Annotated in this window: 13 protein-coding genes; 6 read left to right on the top strand and 7 right to left on the bottom strand. The window is 43.8% G+C overall.

Annotated features, from left to right (window positions below):
• The first annotated feature begins 157 nt into the window (after positions 1 to 157).
• Positions 158 to 958 (top strand): TIGR00266 family protein, encoded by an 801-nt coding sequence (locus GGE08_RS06435; protein ID WP_179384075.1) that lies wholly within the window; start codon positions 158 to 160, stop codon positions 956 to 958.
• A gap of 426 nt (positions 959 to 1384) precedes the next feature.
• On the opposite strand, the gene GGE08_RS06430 is transcribed toward GGE08_RS06435, so the two are convergent.
• Positions 1385 to 2815: a BspA family leucine-rich repeat surface protein gene (locus GGE08_RS06430; protein ID WP_179384074.1), complete on the bottom strand. Its 1431-nt coding sequence runs from the start codon at positions 2813 to 2815 to the stop codon at positions 1385 to 1387.
• Positions 2816 to 4010: 1195 nt separating this feature from the next.
• Here GGE08_RS06430 and GGE08_RS06425 point away from each other — a divergent pair.
• Entirely contained in the window at positions 4011 to 4664 is a 654-nt protein-coding gene (locus tag GGE08_RS06425; protein WP_179384570.1) for a DUF2461 domain-containing protein, read from the top strand.
• Here GGE08_RS06425 and GGE08_RS06420 read toward each other — a convergent pair.
• Positions 4661 to 6217, bottom strand: a complete 1557-nt coding sequence (locus tag GGE08_RS06420; RefSeq protein WP_179384073.1) for a M81 family metallopeptidase — start codon at positions 6215 to 6217, stop codon at positions 4661 to 4663. The two genes, GGE08_RS06425 and GGE08_RS06420, sit on opposite strands and share 4 nt — an antisense overlap.
• A gap of 80 nt (positions 6218 to 6297) precedes the next feature.
• On the opposite strand from GGE08_RS06420, the gene GGE08_RS06415 reads away from it, so the two are divergent.
• Positions 6298 to 6885: an NUDIX domain-containing protein gene (locus GGE08_RS06415; RefSeq protein ID WP_179384072.1), complete on the top strand. Its 588-nt coding sequence runs from the start codon at positions 6298 to 6300 to the stop codon at positions 6883 to 6885.
• Here GGE08_RS06415 and GGE08_RS06410 read toward each other — a convergent pair.
• A complete protein-coding gene (locus GGE08_RS06410; protein ID WP_179384071.1) occupies positions 6879 to 8162 on the bottom strand; it encodes a D-alanyl-D-alanine carboxypeptidase/D-alanyl-D-alanine-endopeptidase in 1284 nt (427 codons plus the stop codon). The genes GGE08_RS06415 and GGE08_RS06410 overlap by 7 nt on opposite strands.
• A gap of 120 nt (positions 8163 to 8282) precedes the next feature.
• On the opposite strand from GGE08_RS06410, the gene GGE08_RS06405 reads away from it, so the two are divergent.
• Positions 8283 to 8480 (top strand): hypothetical protein, encoded by a 198-nt coding sequence (locus GGE08_RS06405; RefSeq protein ID WP_179384070.1) that lies wholly within the window; start codon positions 8283 to 8285, stop codon positions 8478 to 8480.
• 34 nt (positions 8481 to 8514) lie between these two features.
• On the opposite strand, the gene GGE08_RS06400 is transcribed toward GGE08_RS06405, so the two are convergent.
• Positions 8515 to 9456, bottom strand: coding sequence for a LysR substrate-binding domain-containing protein (locus tag GGE08_RS06400; protein ID WP_179384069.1), 942 nt, complete (start codon positions 9454 to 9456; stop codon positions 8515 to 8517).
• A 138-nt stretch (positions 9457 to 9594) separates the two neighbouring features.
• Positions 9595 to 10014: a DUF2141 domain-containing protein gene (locus GGE08_RS06395; protein WP_179384068.1), complete on the bottom strand. Its 420-nt coding sequence runs from the start codon at positions 10012 to 10014 to the stop codon at positions 9595 to 9597.
• 212 nt (positions 10015 to 10226) lie between these two features.
• Between GGE08_RS06395 and GGE08_RS06390 the strand changes: the two genes are divergently transcribed.
• On the top strand, positions 10227 to 12392 hold the full coding sequence (locus GGE08_RS06390) for a TonB-dependent receptor (RefSeq protein ID WP_179384067.1): 2166 nt from the start codon (positions 10227 to 10229) through the stop codon (positions 12390 to 12392).
• Position 12393: 1 nt separating this feature from the next.
• Here the strand turns inward: GGE08_RS06390 and GGE08_RS06385 are convergent, their stop codons facing one another.
• Together GGE08_RS06385 and GGE08_RS06380 are read right to left on the bottom strand one after the other, a co-directional pair.
• Positions 12394 to 12816: a DoxX family protein gene (locus GGE08_RS06385; RefSeq protein WP_179384066.1), complete on the bottom strand. Its 423-nt coding sequence runs from the start codon at positions 12814 to 12816 to the stop codon at positions 12394 to 12396.
• A gap of 120 nt (positions 12817 to 12936) precedes the next feature.
• Entirely contained in the window at positions 12937 to 13410 is a 474-nt protein-coding gene (locus tag GGE08_RS06380; RefSeq protein ID WP_179384065.1) for a GNAT family N-acetyltransferase, read from the bottom strand.
• A gap of 275 nt (positions 13411 to 13685) precedes the next feature.
• On the opposite strand from GGE08_RS06380, the gene GGE08_RS06375 reads away from it, so the two are divergent.
• Entirely contained in the window at positions 13686 to 15473 is a 1788-nt protein-coding gene (locus GGE08_RS06375; RefSeq protein ID WP_179384064.1) for a PorP/SprF family type IX secretion system membrane protein, read from the top strand.
• Positions 15474 to 15477 lie beyond the last annotated feature (4 nt).

Genomic DNA, 15477 nt, shown 5'->3' with positions numbered 1-15477 from the left:
GGTGAATGCTTAAAGACCAAATTTTCATTAATGGTGAAAGGATATTTTATAGAATGTAACAAAATCACTAACAAATCAACAAATAAACAGAACAACAAGATACCCGGTCAAACTGAGAGATACTCAGTCAAGCTGAGTATAAAAAAACGATCAAAAAATGAACGCACACGAAATTGATTACCACATTTACGGCGAAGAAATGCAATATGTGGAAATAGAATTAGATCCCCAAGAAGCTGTTGTGGCCGAAGCGGGCAGTTTTATGATGATGGACCAAGACATTAAAATGGATACCATTTTTGGCGATGGATCCAATCAAGATACCGGGGTTTTGGGCAAACTCTTTTCCGCGGGGAAACGCTTGCTTACCGGCGAAAGTCTGTTTATGACGGCTTTCCTCAATATCGGTCAGGGGAAAAAGAAGGTGAGTTTTGCCTCGCCTTATCCCGGCAAAATAGTTCCCATCGACCTATCCGAAAAAGGCGGGAAGTTCATTTGCCAAAAAGATGCCTTCCTCTGCGCCGCCAAGGGCGTTTCGGTAGGGATTGAGTTCTCCAAACGTTTGGGACGTGGTTTCTTTGGTGGCGAAGGCTTTATTATGCAGAAACTGGAAGGTGATGGAATGGCGTTTGTACACGCCGGCGGTACTATGGCAAAAAAGACCTTGGCAGCAGGGGAGACCTTGCGTGTGGATACGGGCTGTATTGTTGGTTTTTCCCAGACCGTGGACTACGACATTGAATTTGTGGGCGGCATCCGAAATACCGTATTTGGTGGTGAGGGGCTCTTTTTTGCGACCCTTCGTGGACCCGGAACCGTTTATGTCCAGTCTTTGCCATTTAGTAGATTGGCCAGCCGTGTTTGGGCCGCTGCGCCTAGAGGCGGTGGAAAAGACAAAGGCGAAGGCAGCATCTTAGGTGGATTGGGTGATTTGCTCGATGGTGACAATCGGTTTTAATCTTCAGGAGACAGGAGACAGGATTCAGTTTGCAGTAGGCAGTTGAAGATTTTGTAAGAAGGGTTGTCAGTTCGAGTGTTTTTTGGCGATTTTTGCAAAAAAAGAGGCAAAAAATGTATCGAGAACCTTGTTCAGTGGAGTATCAAGAAATAGGAGCCAAGAAACAGGAATCAAGATGCAAGACCCAAGAGGGCAGTTTTTATGAACTTGATGCTTGAACTTGGGTTTTCAAACAGATTTCTCCATCGTCACTACGTTCCTCATGTCGAAATGACCTCTTACCGTCATGCTGAACTGGTTTCAGCATCCCATTAAAAATGGATTCCGCATCAGGTATAGAATGCAAAAACCACCGGAAACCCGAAAGTCACCGGTGGCTCTTTATGTCCTTAATCAGAAATGGACAAAATCGTTATTAGATAGGTTTTAAGGACATTCAATCGATGATCCAACATTAATGACCCATCCATTAAAATTCTCCAAAACAACTTTTGAAAGGTAACCTTCGCCACACGCTTCAAGGGATGCCATTCCTAACATAATATCTTTAGGACCATCGTTATTGCTAACAAACTCTTCCCATCCAACTAATGTGGCATTTACATTTTCTGTACTTAAGTTGGTGTTATCCAACATATTTTCCATTTGAGTGACACTGGCTATTTCCCACGCACCTAAATTTTGGTCAAAAGCAGCCGCTTTGTCAAACATATAACTCATATCAGTGACATTGCTTACATCCCAACCACTAATATCTTGATTGAAAGCTTTTGCTTCCTCAAACATGCTTCCCATATCGGTAACCTTACTTGTGACCCATTTGCTTAAATCTTGATTAAACACCTCTGTTTGTCCAAACATGTAAACCATAGAAGTTACACTATTTGTTGCCCAATTTCCGATATCTTGATTGAAACTAGTAGCTCCAAGAAACATAGAAGACATATCAGTAACATTGCTGGTAACCCAATTGCCAATTGCTCCATTAAAATTTACTGCACCTAAGAACATGGAACTCATATTTGTAGTCTCTGACCAATCTGGTTGATCTGTGGCGCTAAACTCAACTATATTCTGACAGTTTTTAAAAGCATTTTGCATAGACTGCCATTTTTGTGCACCCCACTGTACCACATCAACCAAGGCATCCCTGCTGGCTTGTAGGCCATCTTGAGCATCTTGATACATCTTTAATGCCGGAAAGTTACCCTTGATAGCGACCAAATAAATATCTTCATTAAGATATTCGTGCGTTGGATTTTGGAGAGTAAGGGTTTCTTCATCAGAACCATCGCCCCAATCTATGGTGTAGTCGTATTCAAACTCAGAATTAGTTCCAATAGTCAAAGCTTGCCCAGCAGTAACCTCAAACTTTAGAATAAATGATTCAGGATCCTCAAAGAGGTTCTCTATCACATTCTCCACCTTAATATTAACCGTAAATTCAACAGGCTCGTTGATACCGTCGCTTACATGGAGTGTGAGACTATAACCAACAGTGGTCTCAAAATCTAGACTTTTGCCTTCGGCCAAGGTAATCTCACCATTTTCTGCGACTAGGAAAAGTTCGCTGGCATCTTCTACCAAGCTGTAGGTAAGGGGATTTCCCTCAAGATCTTCGGCTTCTACTACACCAATTACGTCGCCTGCGACCGCATCTTCGGCCACCTCAAACTTTTGCGCATTGGCTGTAGGGGGTTGATTGGAATTGCCACTATCCGTATTGTCTGGATTTTCAATAGGATTTTCGTTGTTTAGTGGTGAAGGGGTCGGCTCGTCATCTTTGCTACATGATGTCGTATATATCAACGCAAATGTCGCGAGCATTAAGACTGAAATTTTTGAAATTCTTTTCATTGTAAAACTGTTTAAAAATTTAATAGGCGGCCAAATTACATTGTATAAGCTCACGCCAAGGCTACGATCTGACGGATGCAGGCTACGATCTGACGGATGCCCTGTTTGATCTGACGGATTTTTTTGGAGGTCTTAAATTTTAGACTTAAGATGTTAGATTTGAGAAGTCGGAAGTCGGAAGTCGGGAGTGGGAAGTCGGAAGTCGAAAGTCAGTTTGCAGTTTGCAGTTTGCAGTTGAAATTGTTGGTTTTGTAAGAGGGTTTGTCAGTTCGAGTGTTTTTTGGCGGTTTTTGTAAAAAAGAGACAAAAAATGTATCGAGAACCTATTTCAGTGGGGAGCCAAGAATCAAGAATAAGGAGAGAAAAGACGATTGAAAATAGACTTGGTTTGGTGGGCTGTTGGAAGTCCGAAGTTTAGGGTTGCGTGTTTCGAGTTAGGATGTCATTTCGAGCTGTCACCCCGAGCGCAGTCGAGGGGGCAGTCGAGAAATCTTTACTGGAACCAAGAGCCAAGAATCAAGAATAAGGGGAGAAAAGACCATAGAAAATAGACTTGGTTTGGTGGGCTACCGGAAGTCCGAAGTCGGGAGTCCGGAGTCGGAAGTTGCGAGTTAGTGGCCAGTTGAAATTGAAGGTTTTGTAAAAAGTTTGTCAGTTCGAGTGTTTTTTGGCGGTTTTTGAAAAAAAGAGGCAAAAAATGTATCGAGAACCTTGTTCAGTGGGGTGTTAAGAACCAAGAGCCAAGAATCAGGAGGGAAAAGATGAAGGAAAATAGACTTGATGTGTTGGGCAGTTGGAAGTCCGAAGACCGAAATTGGGAGTTGCGTGTTTCGCATTGCGGGTTTGTAGGTAGTTGACACTAATTTCACGAATTAGCACGAATAGGGTTCTTTGTCATTTGAATTAACCCTTAGAAGTTCAACCTTAAACCTCAAACTTTGAACTTGAAACTTAAATTTGAGTTTGAGTTTTTCCACTGGATTTCTCCATCGTCACTTTGTTCCTCATGTCGAAATGACGATAGAAAATGGACCATTATTGGTAGGCAGTTTGCAGTGGGCAGTGAACACCAAACGTCCAAAACCCAAAACACCAAACTCTAAACCTTAAAACCACATAACCATACAAAATCCAATCATCCGTCAATCCAACATCCATTGTTACAAATCCCAAAAAAATCACTTCTTTTGTGCATATGGATTTTAACGACCTGTTCCATTTTCTGGAAGAACTGCAACAAAACAATAACAAGGAATGGATGGATGCCAACCGAAAATGGTATAAATTCCTCCGGAATGATTTCATTACTTGGTTGGATGATCTGGACATGACCATGGGGCAGCTCCATGATGACTACTACCCAACTCCCGGCAAAAAAGGCATCAACAGAATCAACAATAATTTGATGTTCCACCCGAACAAGCCGATATACAAAGACCATTTTGGGGCTGGACTGGACAAAGCGCCCAATTCTGCCGACTTTTATATCGAAATCGGCCTGAAACAGTGTTTGTTGGCTGGCGGTCGTTGGCGCCCCGATTCCAAAACCCTTCGGAGTATCCGTGATGCCATCGATTACAATGGCGAGGAATTGCAAAAGATTTTGGACAAACCTTCCTTCCAAAAAATGTTCGGTGGACTGTACGAAGATGAAAAACTGGTGTCATCACCAAAAGGTTTTTCCAACGATCACCCCCATATTGAATTGTTGCGCAACAAAACCTTCGCCGTGGAGTACAAACTATCCAAGGCCCAGGTGCTGAGCCCTGATTTTAAGGAAAGAATCATAGCTGTTTACAAAGAAATGCTTCCGTTCCGTCAATATTTGAACCAAGCGGTTACCGTTTAATCCAACTCGTCGGAAGCCTCTATCAAACGAGCCGATAAATCTGGCCGTTCCATATCCTCATCATAAGGAAACATGGGCCTAATGATTCTTTTGTGACCCAACCGTTGAAGGTCTTGGTCCACGCCTCCCGGGGTTAGGGCCATAACCCAATCGCCTCTCATATCATAAAGTTCGGGCACCAAATACCCGATTTTGACCACGACGATGTCGGTTTCACTTGGATGCAGTCCCAAGTTGGTAAAGTCAGACTTTCTATGATAGGGTTTCCTTTTTTTTGTGACGATAATATGGGCATTGTCCACTTTTACTACCACCTCGGTTTCAGCATGCACATCTCCCTGGCGAATAGCCGTTACTTCACCAGTTAATAACAGCGGTGGGGCATATCGGTCATCGATTTCGGCACCGACCGGTGCACTTACTTTTCCACCGACACCCACTTTAAGGGCCTCTTCCACAAGTTTTGGTCCAGGAATGGAGGCGTAAATCAATGACTTACCTTCGGAGGTGTGGAATTCCTCCCGTTTTAAGAGTTCCGTCAAGGTCCAAGTGACATCACCGGCACCGCCTGCGGTGGGGTTGTCACCCATATCGCTTAGGATAAACGGTTTTTTGCTGCTGGCCAAGGCCTGCTCCAACGCCTCTTCGTAGGGCTTTGTAGGAGCAACGAATTCGAACTCCTCGCGGACATCCCAAAAACTATTGGCCAGTTTTTCCGCTCCTTGGGTTACTTGCTCCTTGTCGTCTCCAGTTACCATCACTACAGCATGGTTTCGCGGTTCATCCGCCCATGCGTAGCCAATCCAAATGGCAGCATCTATAACACCTTCTTTTTGTTCCACTTCCGGCACTTGGGCATACAGGCTTTTTCCGGGTTCCACTCGGGTACTTGTTTTTTCGCCAGGCAATAAAATAGGAACTGGTACCCACGCCTTGTATTTGGGTTTGCCTTTTCCATTTTCCAGTCGGGACACCAAATTTTCCACAGCACGTTTCTTGGATTCGATGGCGTCCTCGTGTGGGGCCATCCGATAACAGGTGATTAAATCGGTATGCTGTGCCAAGCGTTTGGACACATTTCCATGCAAATCCATGGAGGTGGAAATCAATACATCCGTCCCGACCACTTCACGAATTCGTTGGATGAGGTCGCCCTCTGGGTCGTCCAGTCCAACAACGCTCATGGCACCGTGAATATCAAAGAAAAGCCCATCGTATGGCATCTTTTGTTCCAATAGGGTCAGGGTTTGACTTACCAAGGATTCATAAGCTTCTCGGGTCACCGTACCTCCGGGCAGTGATTTTCCCACTAAAGTGGGAAACCATTCGGCCTGTTGCCTCAAGGTGGAATCGGCATCCATGAATGGATAGCGGCCAAAAATGGAGTCCCCTATTTTGGCATGGAAGGCTTCCTCGTGTGTGAGCGCGGGTGAAAAGGTGCTGGACTCAATGCCCAGTCCGGCTATGGCTATTCGGGGCAATTGAGGTTCCGTTTTTTTTCCACAGCCCATCAGCAAGGCAAAAAACAACAATAAGAGTAAAGGGTTACGCATTTTATTAGGTTTGGTTGGTTTTTGAATCATTGAAGCATAAATATCGGTATAACCTTTATATTTAGAAAAACTTATTCATTTTGGCTAGCGACAGAATTAGAAACATAGAGCGGGAACTGCTTTCGGACAACTGGTACTCCCTTGAAAAAATCACTTTTGAATATTTGCGCGACGATGGCGTGTGGGAAAAGCAAATCCGGGAGGCATACGATCGTGGCAACGGAGCGGTAATTTTACTATACAACGTGGAAAAAGGAACGGTGGTGCTCACCAAGCAGTTTCGGATGCCTACCTATGTGAACGGCAATGCCGATGGAATGATGATTGAAGCGTGCGCTGGTATATTGGAAAAGGGCAATGCCGAAGAAACCATTAAAATGGAAGTAGAGGAGGAGACGGGCTATAAGATCGAGAAAGTCAAAAAGGTCTTTGAGTCCTACATGTCGCCCGGCTCCGTTACCGAAATCCTATATTTTTTTATTGGTGCCTATAAAGATGAAATGAAAATCAGCGAAGGTGGCGGAGCAGATGATGAAACGGAAAATATTGAAGTCTTGGAGCTCGATTTCAAAAAAGCACTTGCTATGATGAAATCTGGGGAAATAAAGGATGCGAAAACCATTATGTTGTTGCAATACGCCCAAATTGAGGGCATTTACAATCAGTAATTAAAGTAGAGATGCTTTAGGGTGGTATACATTTGTTCCCTGATGACTTGTGAAGGCACCCTAAAATGATTGTTCATAAAGCTGAAGATGAGCAATTTACCGGATTTTGTTTTGATGTACCCGCTTAAATTATAATTGTTTCCTACGGAACCAGATTTTGCAAAAAGAAATGGTTCCGTGGTAGGGTCTTCCCATTTTTCCACCGTATGATCGGGTCCCCACATGGGGAAAATAGCGAATAGGCGCTCCTCTGGAAGTTGATTGTGCATTTTTTGAAGGATGTGAACAAACGAACGTGGGGTAAACAGGTTGTAGCGAGAAAGCCCTGAACCATCCACCCAACGTGGCTGCTGCGCCAAATCTTTCAAATCGTTATCCAACATGTAGTCAATCGCTTTTTGGGTGCTCAGCGTGTCGGAAACCATAGCCGAAGCAGCCAACAGCAATTGTTCGGCCAAAAAATTATCACTGGCAAACAACATTCGCTTGTAAATGGAGTCGGTCTCCACTCCATAAATAACCTGTTTCTTCCCTTCGGGAAAATGATCGGACAGGGTGATTTTCCTTCCCAAAGCTGATTCCAACAGTTCCTTGGTTAAGGTATCACTGGTCATGAAGGGGATTTCCAATGTATCCTGTTCGGTTGGGGATATGTAAAATCGATTATGAAACTCTTCGCGATGTATCGTCGTGTCCTTCAGGGTGATATGATTTTTGAAATTAGCTGGGGAAACCTCCAACCCCTCGTTGTTGAAAACCGTGACCACGTTCCCATAAAGCGGCAAAGTCGATTTTTCCGGGGAAAAATAGGTGTCGTAGTCCTCCCAGGCCCAACCTGGACCATATCGATCCTCTTGATGGTTTTTCGTAAACAGGGCCAGATTTCCTTGTTTTTGGAGCCAACGGATGGCTGTGCTGTCCTTAAAAAAGGGGTGCAGCCAAGTGGGGTCGCCCGACCCCTCGAAAAAAACGGTGTCGTTCGCTACCACATATCGAAAGGAAGGGATGTTTTTGGGCAATAATTGCAGCCCTGTATAAAAGGTCACAATCTTGGTATTGCTGGCAGGAGTGAAGTAGATATCACCGTTCACCGTATAAATTTCCTCACCGGTGTTGGCATCGACCACCACAAGTCCGCGCAGGGAATGCTGAAAGGAGGCGTGGTCCATTTGTTGGTTCAAAGTTCTTTTTAGGGAAGAACAGCCCGTAACCAAGAAAGCTAAGGTCAACGCTTTGAAAATCAAAAAAATGAGTGGTTTTCGGTTGGGTTTACGCATGGGAGGCCTTCATCGATTTTAACAACAAGATATTTATTTTTTAACTGGAAGTTAAGTTTTTTAAACGGCTTTTTTGCTAATTTAGAACACAACCTATTGACCCAATTTAATCAAATTATTATGCCTAGAGCTATGTTGGAATACACCAAAACTGTCCTGCAAAAGGTGAGTTTTGATGCTAAACTTTTTGCTAGGGAACTTCAAAAGGCAATTACGAGACTATTGCCCAATGAAGTGGAAGAGCTAAAAATCTGGTTGCAATTTTATATTGTGGACAAACCAGAATTGCGATCAACGTTATTACTATTGAAAACTTAAACACGAACCGAAGAGCCGCTGAAAAGCGGCTCTTTTAATTTTTGGCCAAAGGGCTGATGATCTTTACATCCTGAAAGGCAATCGCGCCCCGAACAATGCTCGAAATGACTTCCCGGAGTGCATCCGTAATCTGTATTTTAAGCTCGCTCTTGTGGTAGATCATACTTATTTCCCTAGCGGGTACCGGATTTTTGAAGGTTTTTAGGTTCACCCTTTTTTCCTTGTCCAAATGCAGCGTGTTCAGATAGGGAAGCAGGGTCATGCCCATGCCCTCATCGGCCAAACTTACCAAAGTTTCAAAACTGCCGCTTTCTATCTTAAAATGTTCGCCACGTAGGTTCTGGGATGCCTTACAAAGGTTAATCACCCCTTCACGAAAACAATGGCCATCTTGGAGTAAAAGCACATCGCTTACGTCCAAGTGCTCGGTGGTCAACAATTCTTCGGAAGCCAAACGGTGGTTTTTGGGCACATAGCCCACAAAAGGCTCATAATAAAGGGGGCGTTCCTTAATAAATTCAATTTCTAGGGGGGTAGCCGCAATCCCTGCATCCAAATGGCCGTCCAAGATGTTTTTGATCATGGTTTGGGTGGACTGCTCCTTGATAATAAGGTTGACCTTTGGATATTTTTTGATGAAAGCGTTCAAAAACATGGGGAGCAGGGTGGGCATTACCGTTGGAATGATGCCCAGGGTGTAGTCCCCACCGATGTAACCTTTGTCTTGATCTACGATGTCTTTGATGCGTTCTGCTTCTGCAACAATATTTTTGGCCTGCGCCACGATTTTTTTTCCGACTTCCGTAATGGTGATGGGCTTTTTGCTTCGGTCAAAAATGAGAACATCGAGTTCGTCCTCCAACTTTTGAACCTGCATGCTCAAGGTAGGCTGCGTCACAAAACTTTTCTCTGCGGCCAAGGTGAAATTCTTGTGCTCCGCTACGGCCAAGACATATTGTAGCTGGGTAATGGTCATCCAATAATAAGTTTAGGACATAAAAGTATGAAAAACCATCAGTCTAATCTATAGAAAATCAGGAATCGTGAATTACAGTGGTCCTAAAACAAAAGCCTGCACTATGGCAGGCCTTCGATTAATGTTTGGTTACTTTTATTAGAACCGGATATTGAGCTCCAAATTCTCATTGGCGACCTGGAATTGGGCGCTGTTGAAGTTCGGCGGACCCATCGTCATGTCGTTCCCGGACATTCCGTAGCTTTCTTTGGGCATTCCGTTTAGCTCATAATCCATGCGCTTGTTTCCGTTGGCATCGTGCAGGGCCATTATGGCATATGTACCAGGTGCAACATTGGTAAAGGTCATGGTCACTTTTCCATCTTCAATGTTGCTTTGCAGATTTTGTATTCCCGGACCTTTCATAAAAGTGTCGGCGGTATGCAGTCCCAAAAGTACTTGACCTTCATTGCTCTGTACATTGTCGATGGTTACGGTAATATCCACACCATTGTTGTCTTGCGCAATGGCGATCATACTTACCAAGAAAAAACTTAAAGCTAGTGTTACAGTTTTCATACGATTTGTTTTTGATGATTTGTATGCCCCAAAATTGCTACATGTGCTTGCCACATCAAATTCAAGTTGACTGAAATGTGGAATTTTTGGAGTGAACTGCAACGGAAAAATGGCATATCAATTCAGTTGTAAAAAACGACAACTGGGTATTTGGTTTTGGTTTGGCTGAAAACACCGAGGCATTTTTGTCCCATCAAACAAAACGAACAGTCATGAAAAATACCATTTATATCATCCTTATCCTATTTAGTTCTGGAACGGTGCTAGCGCAGCATACCATTTCAGGAAAGGTAACGGATAGCAAGAACAATCCAATCGAGGGGGCCAACATTTATTTGGAGGGTACCTATGATGGTGCCTCCTCCGACGCCCAAGGAAAATTCACCTTTGAAACCGCCGAAGAAGGAATGCAAACCTTGGTGGTTTCCATGTTATCCTACGAAACGCATTATGAGGCTGGTGACATCTCCTTTTTCACCGATATGGAAGTGAAGTTGTTGGAGTCCTTTAATTCGTTGGATGGGGTCACCTTGACCGCTGGCACCTTTGAAGCTGGGGACAATTCCAAGGCGTCGGTATTGAAGCCTTTGGATATTGTGACCACCGCCGGTGCCGCTGGGGACTTTGTGGCCGCATTGCAGACCTTGCCAGGAACCACAACGGTGAACGAGGACGGCCGCTTGTTTGTTCGAGGTGGTACCGCCGATGAAACCCAAGTCTTTATCGATGGGCTCCGTGTTTTTCAACCATTTAATGCCACTGCCAACAACACCCCGACCCGGGGTAGGTTTTCACCTTTTTTGTTCAAGGGTATCTCTTTTAGTACAGGGGGCTATTCCGCTGAGTATGGTCAGGCCCTCTCCAGTGTACTATTATTGAACACCACGGATGTTCCGGTTCAGGAGCAGACGGATATTTCCATTATGAGCGTAGGAGGTGGTATCGGACATACCAAAATATGGAACGAAGAACAATCGCTGAGCCTTAACATTAATTATATAAACCTTTCTCCTTATGAAGAATTGATTCCCTCTACCCAAGGTGTGCGATGGATAAGTCCGTATGAATCCATTTCCGGTGAGACTGTGTTTCGGAGCAAGGGCGAAAAAAGTATGTTCAAGCTTTACACTGGGTTTAACCATGCCAACTTGGATATAGAGCAAGAGGATATCAATTTTGATGACTTTGTGCGATTCCGGTTAAAGAACAACAATTTGTACTTCAATGCGTCGTACAAGTACTATTTTGAGAATGATTGGAGCCTGACCTCCGGAGCTTCCGTTGCTTGGGACACCAACGATATCGGCATTATGGAAGACCAGGTCGATACCAAGGAAACCTCCTCTCACCTGAAGTTGAAAGCTAGAAAAAACTTTAGCAATAGGTTCGATTTGAGTTTTGGGGCGGAGTATTTCCATACCGATTACGACGAAACCTACGAGGATGCGGCCAACAATCAGTTCGAGAATGGCTTTGTGGATGGTCTTTGGGGCGCTTTTGCGGAATCCGACATCTTTTTGTCTAATCAATTTGCCATGAAATTAGGTGTTAGGGCCGAGCAGACAAGTCTCTTGGAGGAATTTAGGGTATCCCCACGGGCTTCCTTGGCTTACAAACCCTGGGAAAATGGGCAATTTTCGTTGGCTTATGGAGATTTTTACCAACGACCGCTCACTGAAGTGGTGAAGTTTAATACGGATGTGGGCATGGAGAAGGCATCCCATTATATCCTTAACTATCAATATATCAACAATGGCAAAACCTTTAGGGCGGAAGGCTACTACAAGGATTATGACCAATTGGTACGATTCGATACCGAAATGCCACAGTTCAATTCCGCATACTCCAATGCCGGGGATGGTTATGCGATGGGAATCGATATATTTTGGAGGGACAGCAAAAGCATTGAAAACTTGGATTATTGGGCATCCTACTCCTATTTGGATACGGAAAGACAGTACAGGAACTTTCCGGAAAGGGCCACACCTAATTTTGCGCCAAAACATAACCTATCGTTGGTTACCAAATATTGGGTGAACGATTTGAGGTCACAAATTGGTTTTTCTTATGCCTATGCAACGGGGAGACCCTATAATAACCCCAATACCGCAGATTTTATGGGGGAACGAACAAGGTCTTTTAGCAACTTGAGCTTTAACTGGGCTTATTTGATAGACCAACAAAAAATACTCTACTTTTCGGTGAACAATGTATTGGGCACCAATAATATCAGTAACTATCAGTACGCCAATACACCTAATTCTGATGGGGTTTTTGATAGAAGGGCCATTACTCCACCAGCGGACAGTTTTTTCTTCGTTGGGTTTTTCTGGACCATCAGTACCGATGGAAAAAGCAATCAACTGGATAATTTATAGGTCACTGCTGCATTTTCAAGTAATAGTCCACCGAATGTTTTCCCGAACCGTATACTGCAAAAAAGAGCGTGGTCAGCAGTACAATAATGGCCAGCATAAGGTTATTGGTGTCCATCTGGCCCAAAAAATTGGTGAGGATGGCCCCCAGTAGGATGGGCAATTGTGCAATGGCCGCCCAACGTGTAAGCAATCCCACAACAATCAGCAATCCCCCCACAAAGTGGGCCGGAATTAAATAATGTAGAAAAATCATACCGCCCGGCCACTCCTGAAAAGGACTTGCGAGCCGTTCCATCTCTTGGTAATTGTTCATGAATTCGATACCTTTTACGAAAAAGACAACGCCCAGCAAGACCCGAACAAGGTCGAGTAAGAGATAGGTATGGGCATTTGCCCATTTATTGAGCTTTTTGATGAGACCCATGGCGAAAAGTTTAAAGTGTCTTTATAAGGTACTCATTTTTAGTGATATATGACAGGAAAAACGATTAAACCTTTCTTTGGGCGGGGATTTGTACAACTTCCCCTGCTAAATGGGTAGGGTTCAGTTGATGTTTAGCTCCATTTGAATATCACTCCTGCTGTAAGGCGATGCAATTTGGGTCATTTCGCGAAAGCCCAGCTTTTTGTAAAGGGATAGGGCAGGGCCCAGTTTTCGGTTGCTTTCCAAAAACAGTTTTTTAGCTCCCAATTCCTTTGCTTTGGCGATGATATGTTCCCCTAACAGCTTTCCAATGCCCTTTCCCTGTGCTTTCGGGGATACTCCCATTTTGGAGAGCTCAAAATCGTAACCTTCATGGGAACAGGGAATCAGGGCACAGACGCCAACGGCCAAGCCCTCCCATAGTGCTACGGCGATATAACCTCCCTTGTCCAAAATATATTCTTTGGGATGGTTCAGTGCTCGCTTGTCCATCTCTTCCAACTCAAAATATTTCACGATCCATTCCTCGTTGAGTTGTCTAAATGCGTCTTGATAGGCATCCGAATAGGGGATTATACTGACAATTGTGTTCATTTTGGGAGATTTTCAGAGGTTTTGTACTCAAAAATAGATCTAATTAAAATCGCATTGATCCATTGAAACCCTATTTCTATGGATCCAAACACTTTATCCGTCAATTGGGTATGCCGTTCAACGAAAAAATTACCGGTTGGTCGAGAAAATATTTAGTTTTACATTATAATTTAGTGGTAAATTTCTTACAAGGTCCCAAATCTTGCAAATGAAGAACTTAAAAATAGATGCGCCTGTTCCCATCAGGCACCTTAACCTACAAATTCCAATCGGCTATGGAGATAAAACTACCCCAGTTTCCCCAAACTGCATTCCCGTCCCAAGTTGAACGCTACCTTTATGCGTTCTTGATCGTTCTTTTTCTTGGCCTTCCCATTCAGGCACAGGAAGAAAACAACCCTTATGTAAGTTACGATGTCCCGTTTCAAAATCTATTGAAGTTTAATAGGTTTTTGATCAATCCTACGTTTTCATCGATTCGGGAGGATAAATCGTACATCAATTTTTTTCATCGAAGCCAGGGTGCTGATTTCGATAACAACCGCCAGAATTACTTTTTGAGTTATAGTGGTAGATTGAGCGATAGGGTTGGCCTAGGCTTTAGCCTTTATAACCAGAGAGAAGGTGTCATTTCCAATCTAGGTTTGATGGCCAACTATTCCCACGGTATCCGATTGGGAGAAGAGAGCAGCCTAACGTTTGGAGTCAACATTCCCTATTATGTCAGTAGCTTTGATCCTAGCAGGGCCGTTGCCTTGGAGGACGACCCCGTACTCAATGAGGCAAGCGAAAGTTCCATTCTGTCCTTTCAGCCTGGGCTAAATTTGAGCATAGGAAGTTTTGATTTTGGCGTCTTTGCCCAAAATCTGGTGGATTTCAATTTAAGGTCAGGTGAATCTTTGACCAACTTCAACCAGAAAACCTTTTCGGGTCATATTCAATACGTAAAAGAACTGGAAAATGGCAACGGGATTTTTGAAGATGCCCGTTTAATGCCTTTGGCACGTGTTCGGTTTGAGGGCGGTGAGGACGCGATTTTTGGAGGAGGTGTTATTTTTGATCTCCCCAAATTGGGATGGATACAAGGTGGATATGACCAATTTTATGGCGCTTCGGCAGGAACGGGTTTTAACTTGAACCAAAGGTTGTCCTTTGGCTATAATTTTGAGAAGAGCCTAAACAACAGTATTGCCAATTTAGGGGTCACCCATGAAATTTCGATTGCCTATTCCTTTGTGCCCAATTTGTCCAAGAACACCTTTATGGTTTCCAACGAAGATGAGGAGAAAAAGTTGGAAAATACTACCGTGGCCGATGCTGGTGAAGAAACGAAGAAAACCGAAACGAACAGTAAGCTGGATGCAAAGACTACCTTGAGACCTACAAATCAAGAAGATAGAGCCTACTGGGAGGAGCGTATAGCCCAACTGCAGCAAGAGCAAGAGGATAGCTATGCCGTAATCGACGACTTACTCTACAAAATGGATTCCATGAAGCAGAGCAGGGAAGAGGATATGGAAAAACGCTTTGAAATGGTGATGCGATTGGTAAAACGCCACAACGGCGATGACATTCCCGATATCAAAGCCAAGGCACAAAAATTATATACGGTGGATAGCCAGCAATTGGACTCGGTGTACAATTCCATTGAAAACTCCATGAATACCGCTTTGGCCCAGAACGCCAAAAAGGCTGGTACTGCCACTACACCTAAAGAAGAAGGGACTTTCCATGGAGGTGCCTTTAAACCAATTGAAAAATACATTAGTTTGGAAGGTGTGGGGCAAGGGCACTACATTGTGGCCAATGTCTTCAAGAACGAGACCTACCTTAAAAACTTTATGGAAGAATTAAAGCGCCAAGGGTTGGAGGCGCAATACTTCAAGAACCCCGAAAACGGACTCAACTACGTGTATTTGGCCAAATTTGAAGAGAATGAATTGGCCTATCAAGCCTATCAATCCAAAATGAAAGGAAAATACCAAGATGAAATATGGATTATGCACGTGGAAAATTCAAGGTATGCCAATTGGGCAGACGCCATTTTCCAAGATATTGAATGAGACC

The sequence above is a fragment of the Allomuricauda sp. ARW1Y1 genome (genome assembly GCF_013407935.1).
Taxonomy (GTDB): Bacteria; Bacteroidota; Bacteroidia; order Flavobacteriales; family Flavobacteriaceae; genus Flagellimonas.
The sequence above is the reverse complement of the archived record's forward strand: the minus strand, read 5'-3'. Positions and strand labels throughout refer to the sequence as shown.

Excerpts from the sequence above, each read along its gene's own strand:
- GGE08_RS06385 (WP_179384066.1), bottom strand. The coding sequence starts at position 12,816 with ATGGGTCTCATCAAAAAGCTCAATAAATGGGCAAATGCCCATACCTAT.
- GGE08_RS06420 (WP_179384073.1), bottom strand. The coding sequence starts at position 6,217 with ATGCGTAACCCTTTACTCTTATTGTTGTTTTTTGCCTTGCTGATGGGC.
- GGE08_RS06435 (WP_179384075.1), top strand. The coding sequence starts at position 158 with ATGAACGCACACGAAATTGATTACCACATTTACGGCGAAGAAATGCAA.
- GGE08_RS06375 (WP_179384064.1), top strand. The coding sequence starts at position 13,686 with ATGGAGATAAAACTACCCCAGTTTCCCCAAACTGCATTCCCGTCCCAA.
- GGE08_RS06395 (WP_179384068.1), bottom strand. The coding sequence starts at position 10,014 with ATGAAAACTGTAACACTAGCTTTAAGTTTTTTCTTGGTAAGTATGATC.
- GGE08_RS06410 (WP_179384071.1), bottom strand. The coding sequence starts at position 8,162 with ATGCGTAAACCCAACCGAAAACCACTCATTTTTTTGATTTTCAAAGCG.
- GGE08_RS06400 (WP_179384069.1), bottom strand. The coding sequence starts at position 9,456 with ATGACCATTACCCAGCTACAATATGTCTTGGCCGTAGCGGAGCACAAG.
- GGE08_RS06405 (WP_179384070.1), top strand. The coding sequence starts at position 8,283 with ATGCCTAGAGCTATGTTGGAATACACCAAAACTGTCCTGCAAAAGGTG.
- GGE08_RS06380 (WP_179384065.1), bottom strand. The coding sequence starts at position 13,410 with ATGAACACAATTGTCAGTATAATCCCCTATTCGGATGCCTATCAAGAC.
- GGE08_RS06425 (WP_179384570.1), top strand. The coding sequence starts at position 4,011 with ATGGATTTTAACGACCTGTTCCATTTTCTGGAAGAACTGCAACAAAAC.
- GGE08_RS06390 (WP_179384067.1), top strand. The coding sequence starts at position 10,227 with ATGAAAAATACCATTTATATCATCCTTATCCTATTTAGTTCTGGAACG.
- GGE08_RS06430 (WP_179384074.1), bottom strand. The coding sequence starts at position 2,815 with ATGAAAAGAATTTCAAAAATTTCAGTCTTAATGCTCGCGACATTTGCG.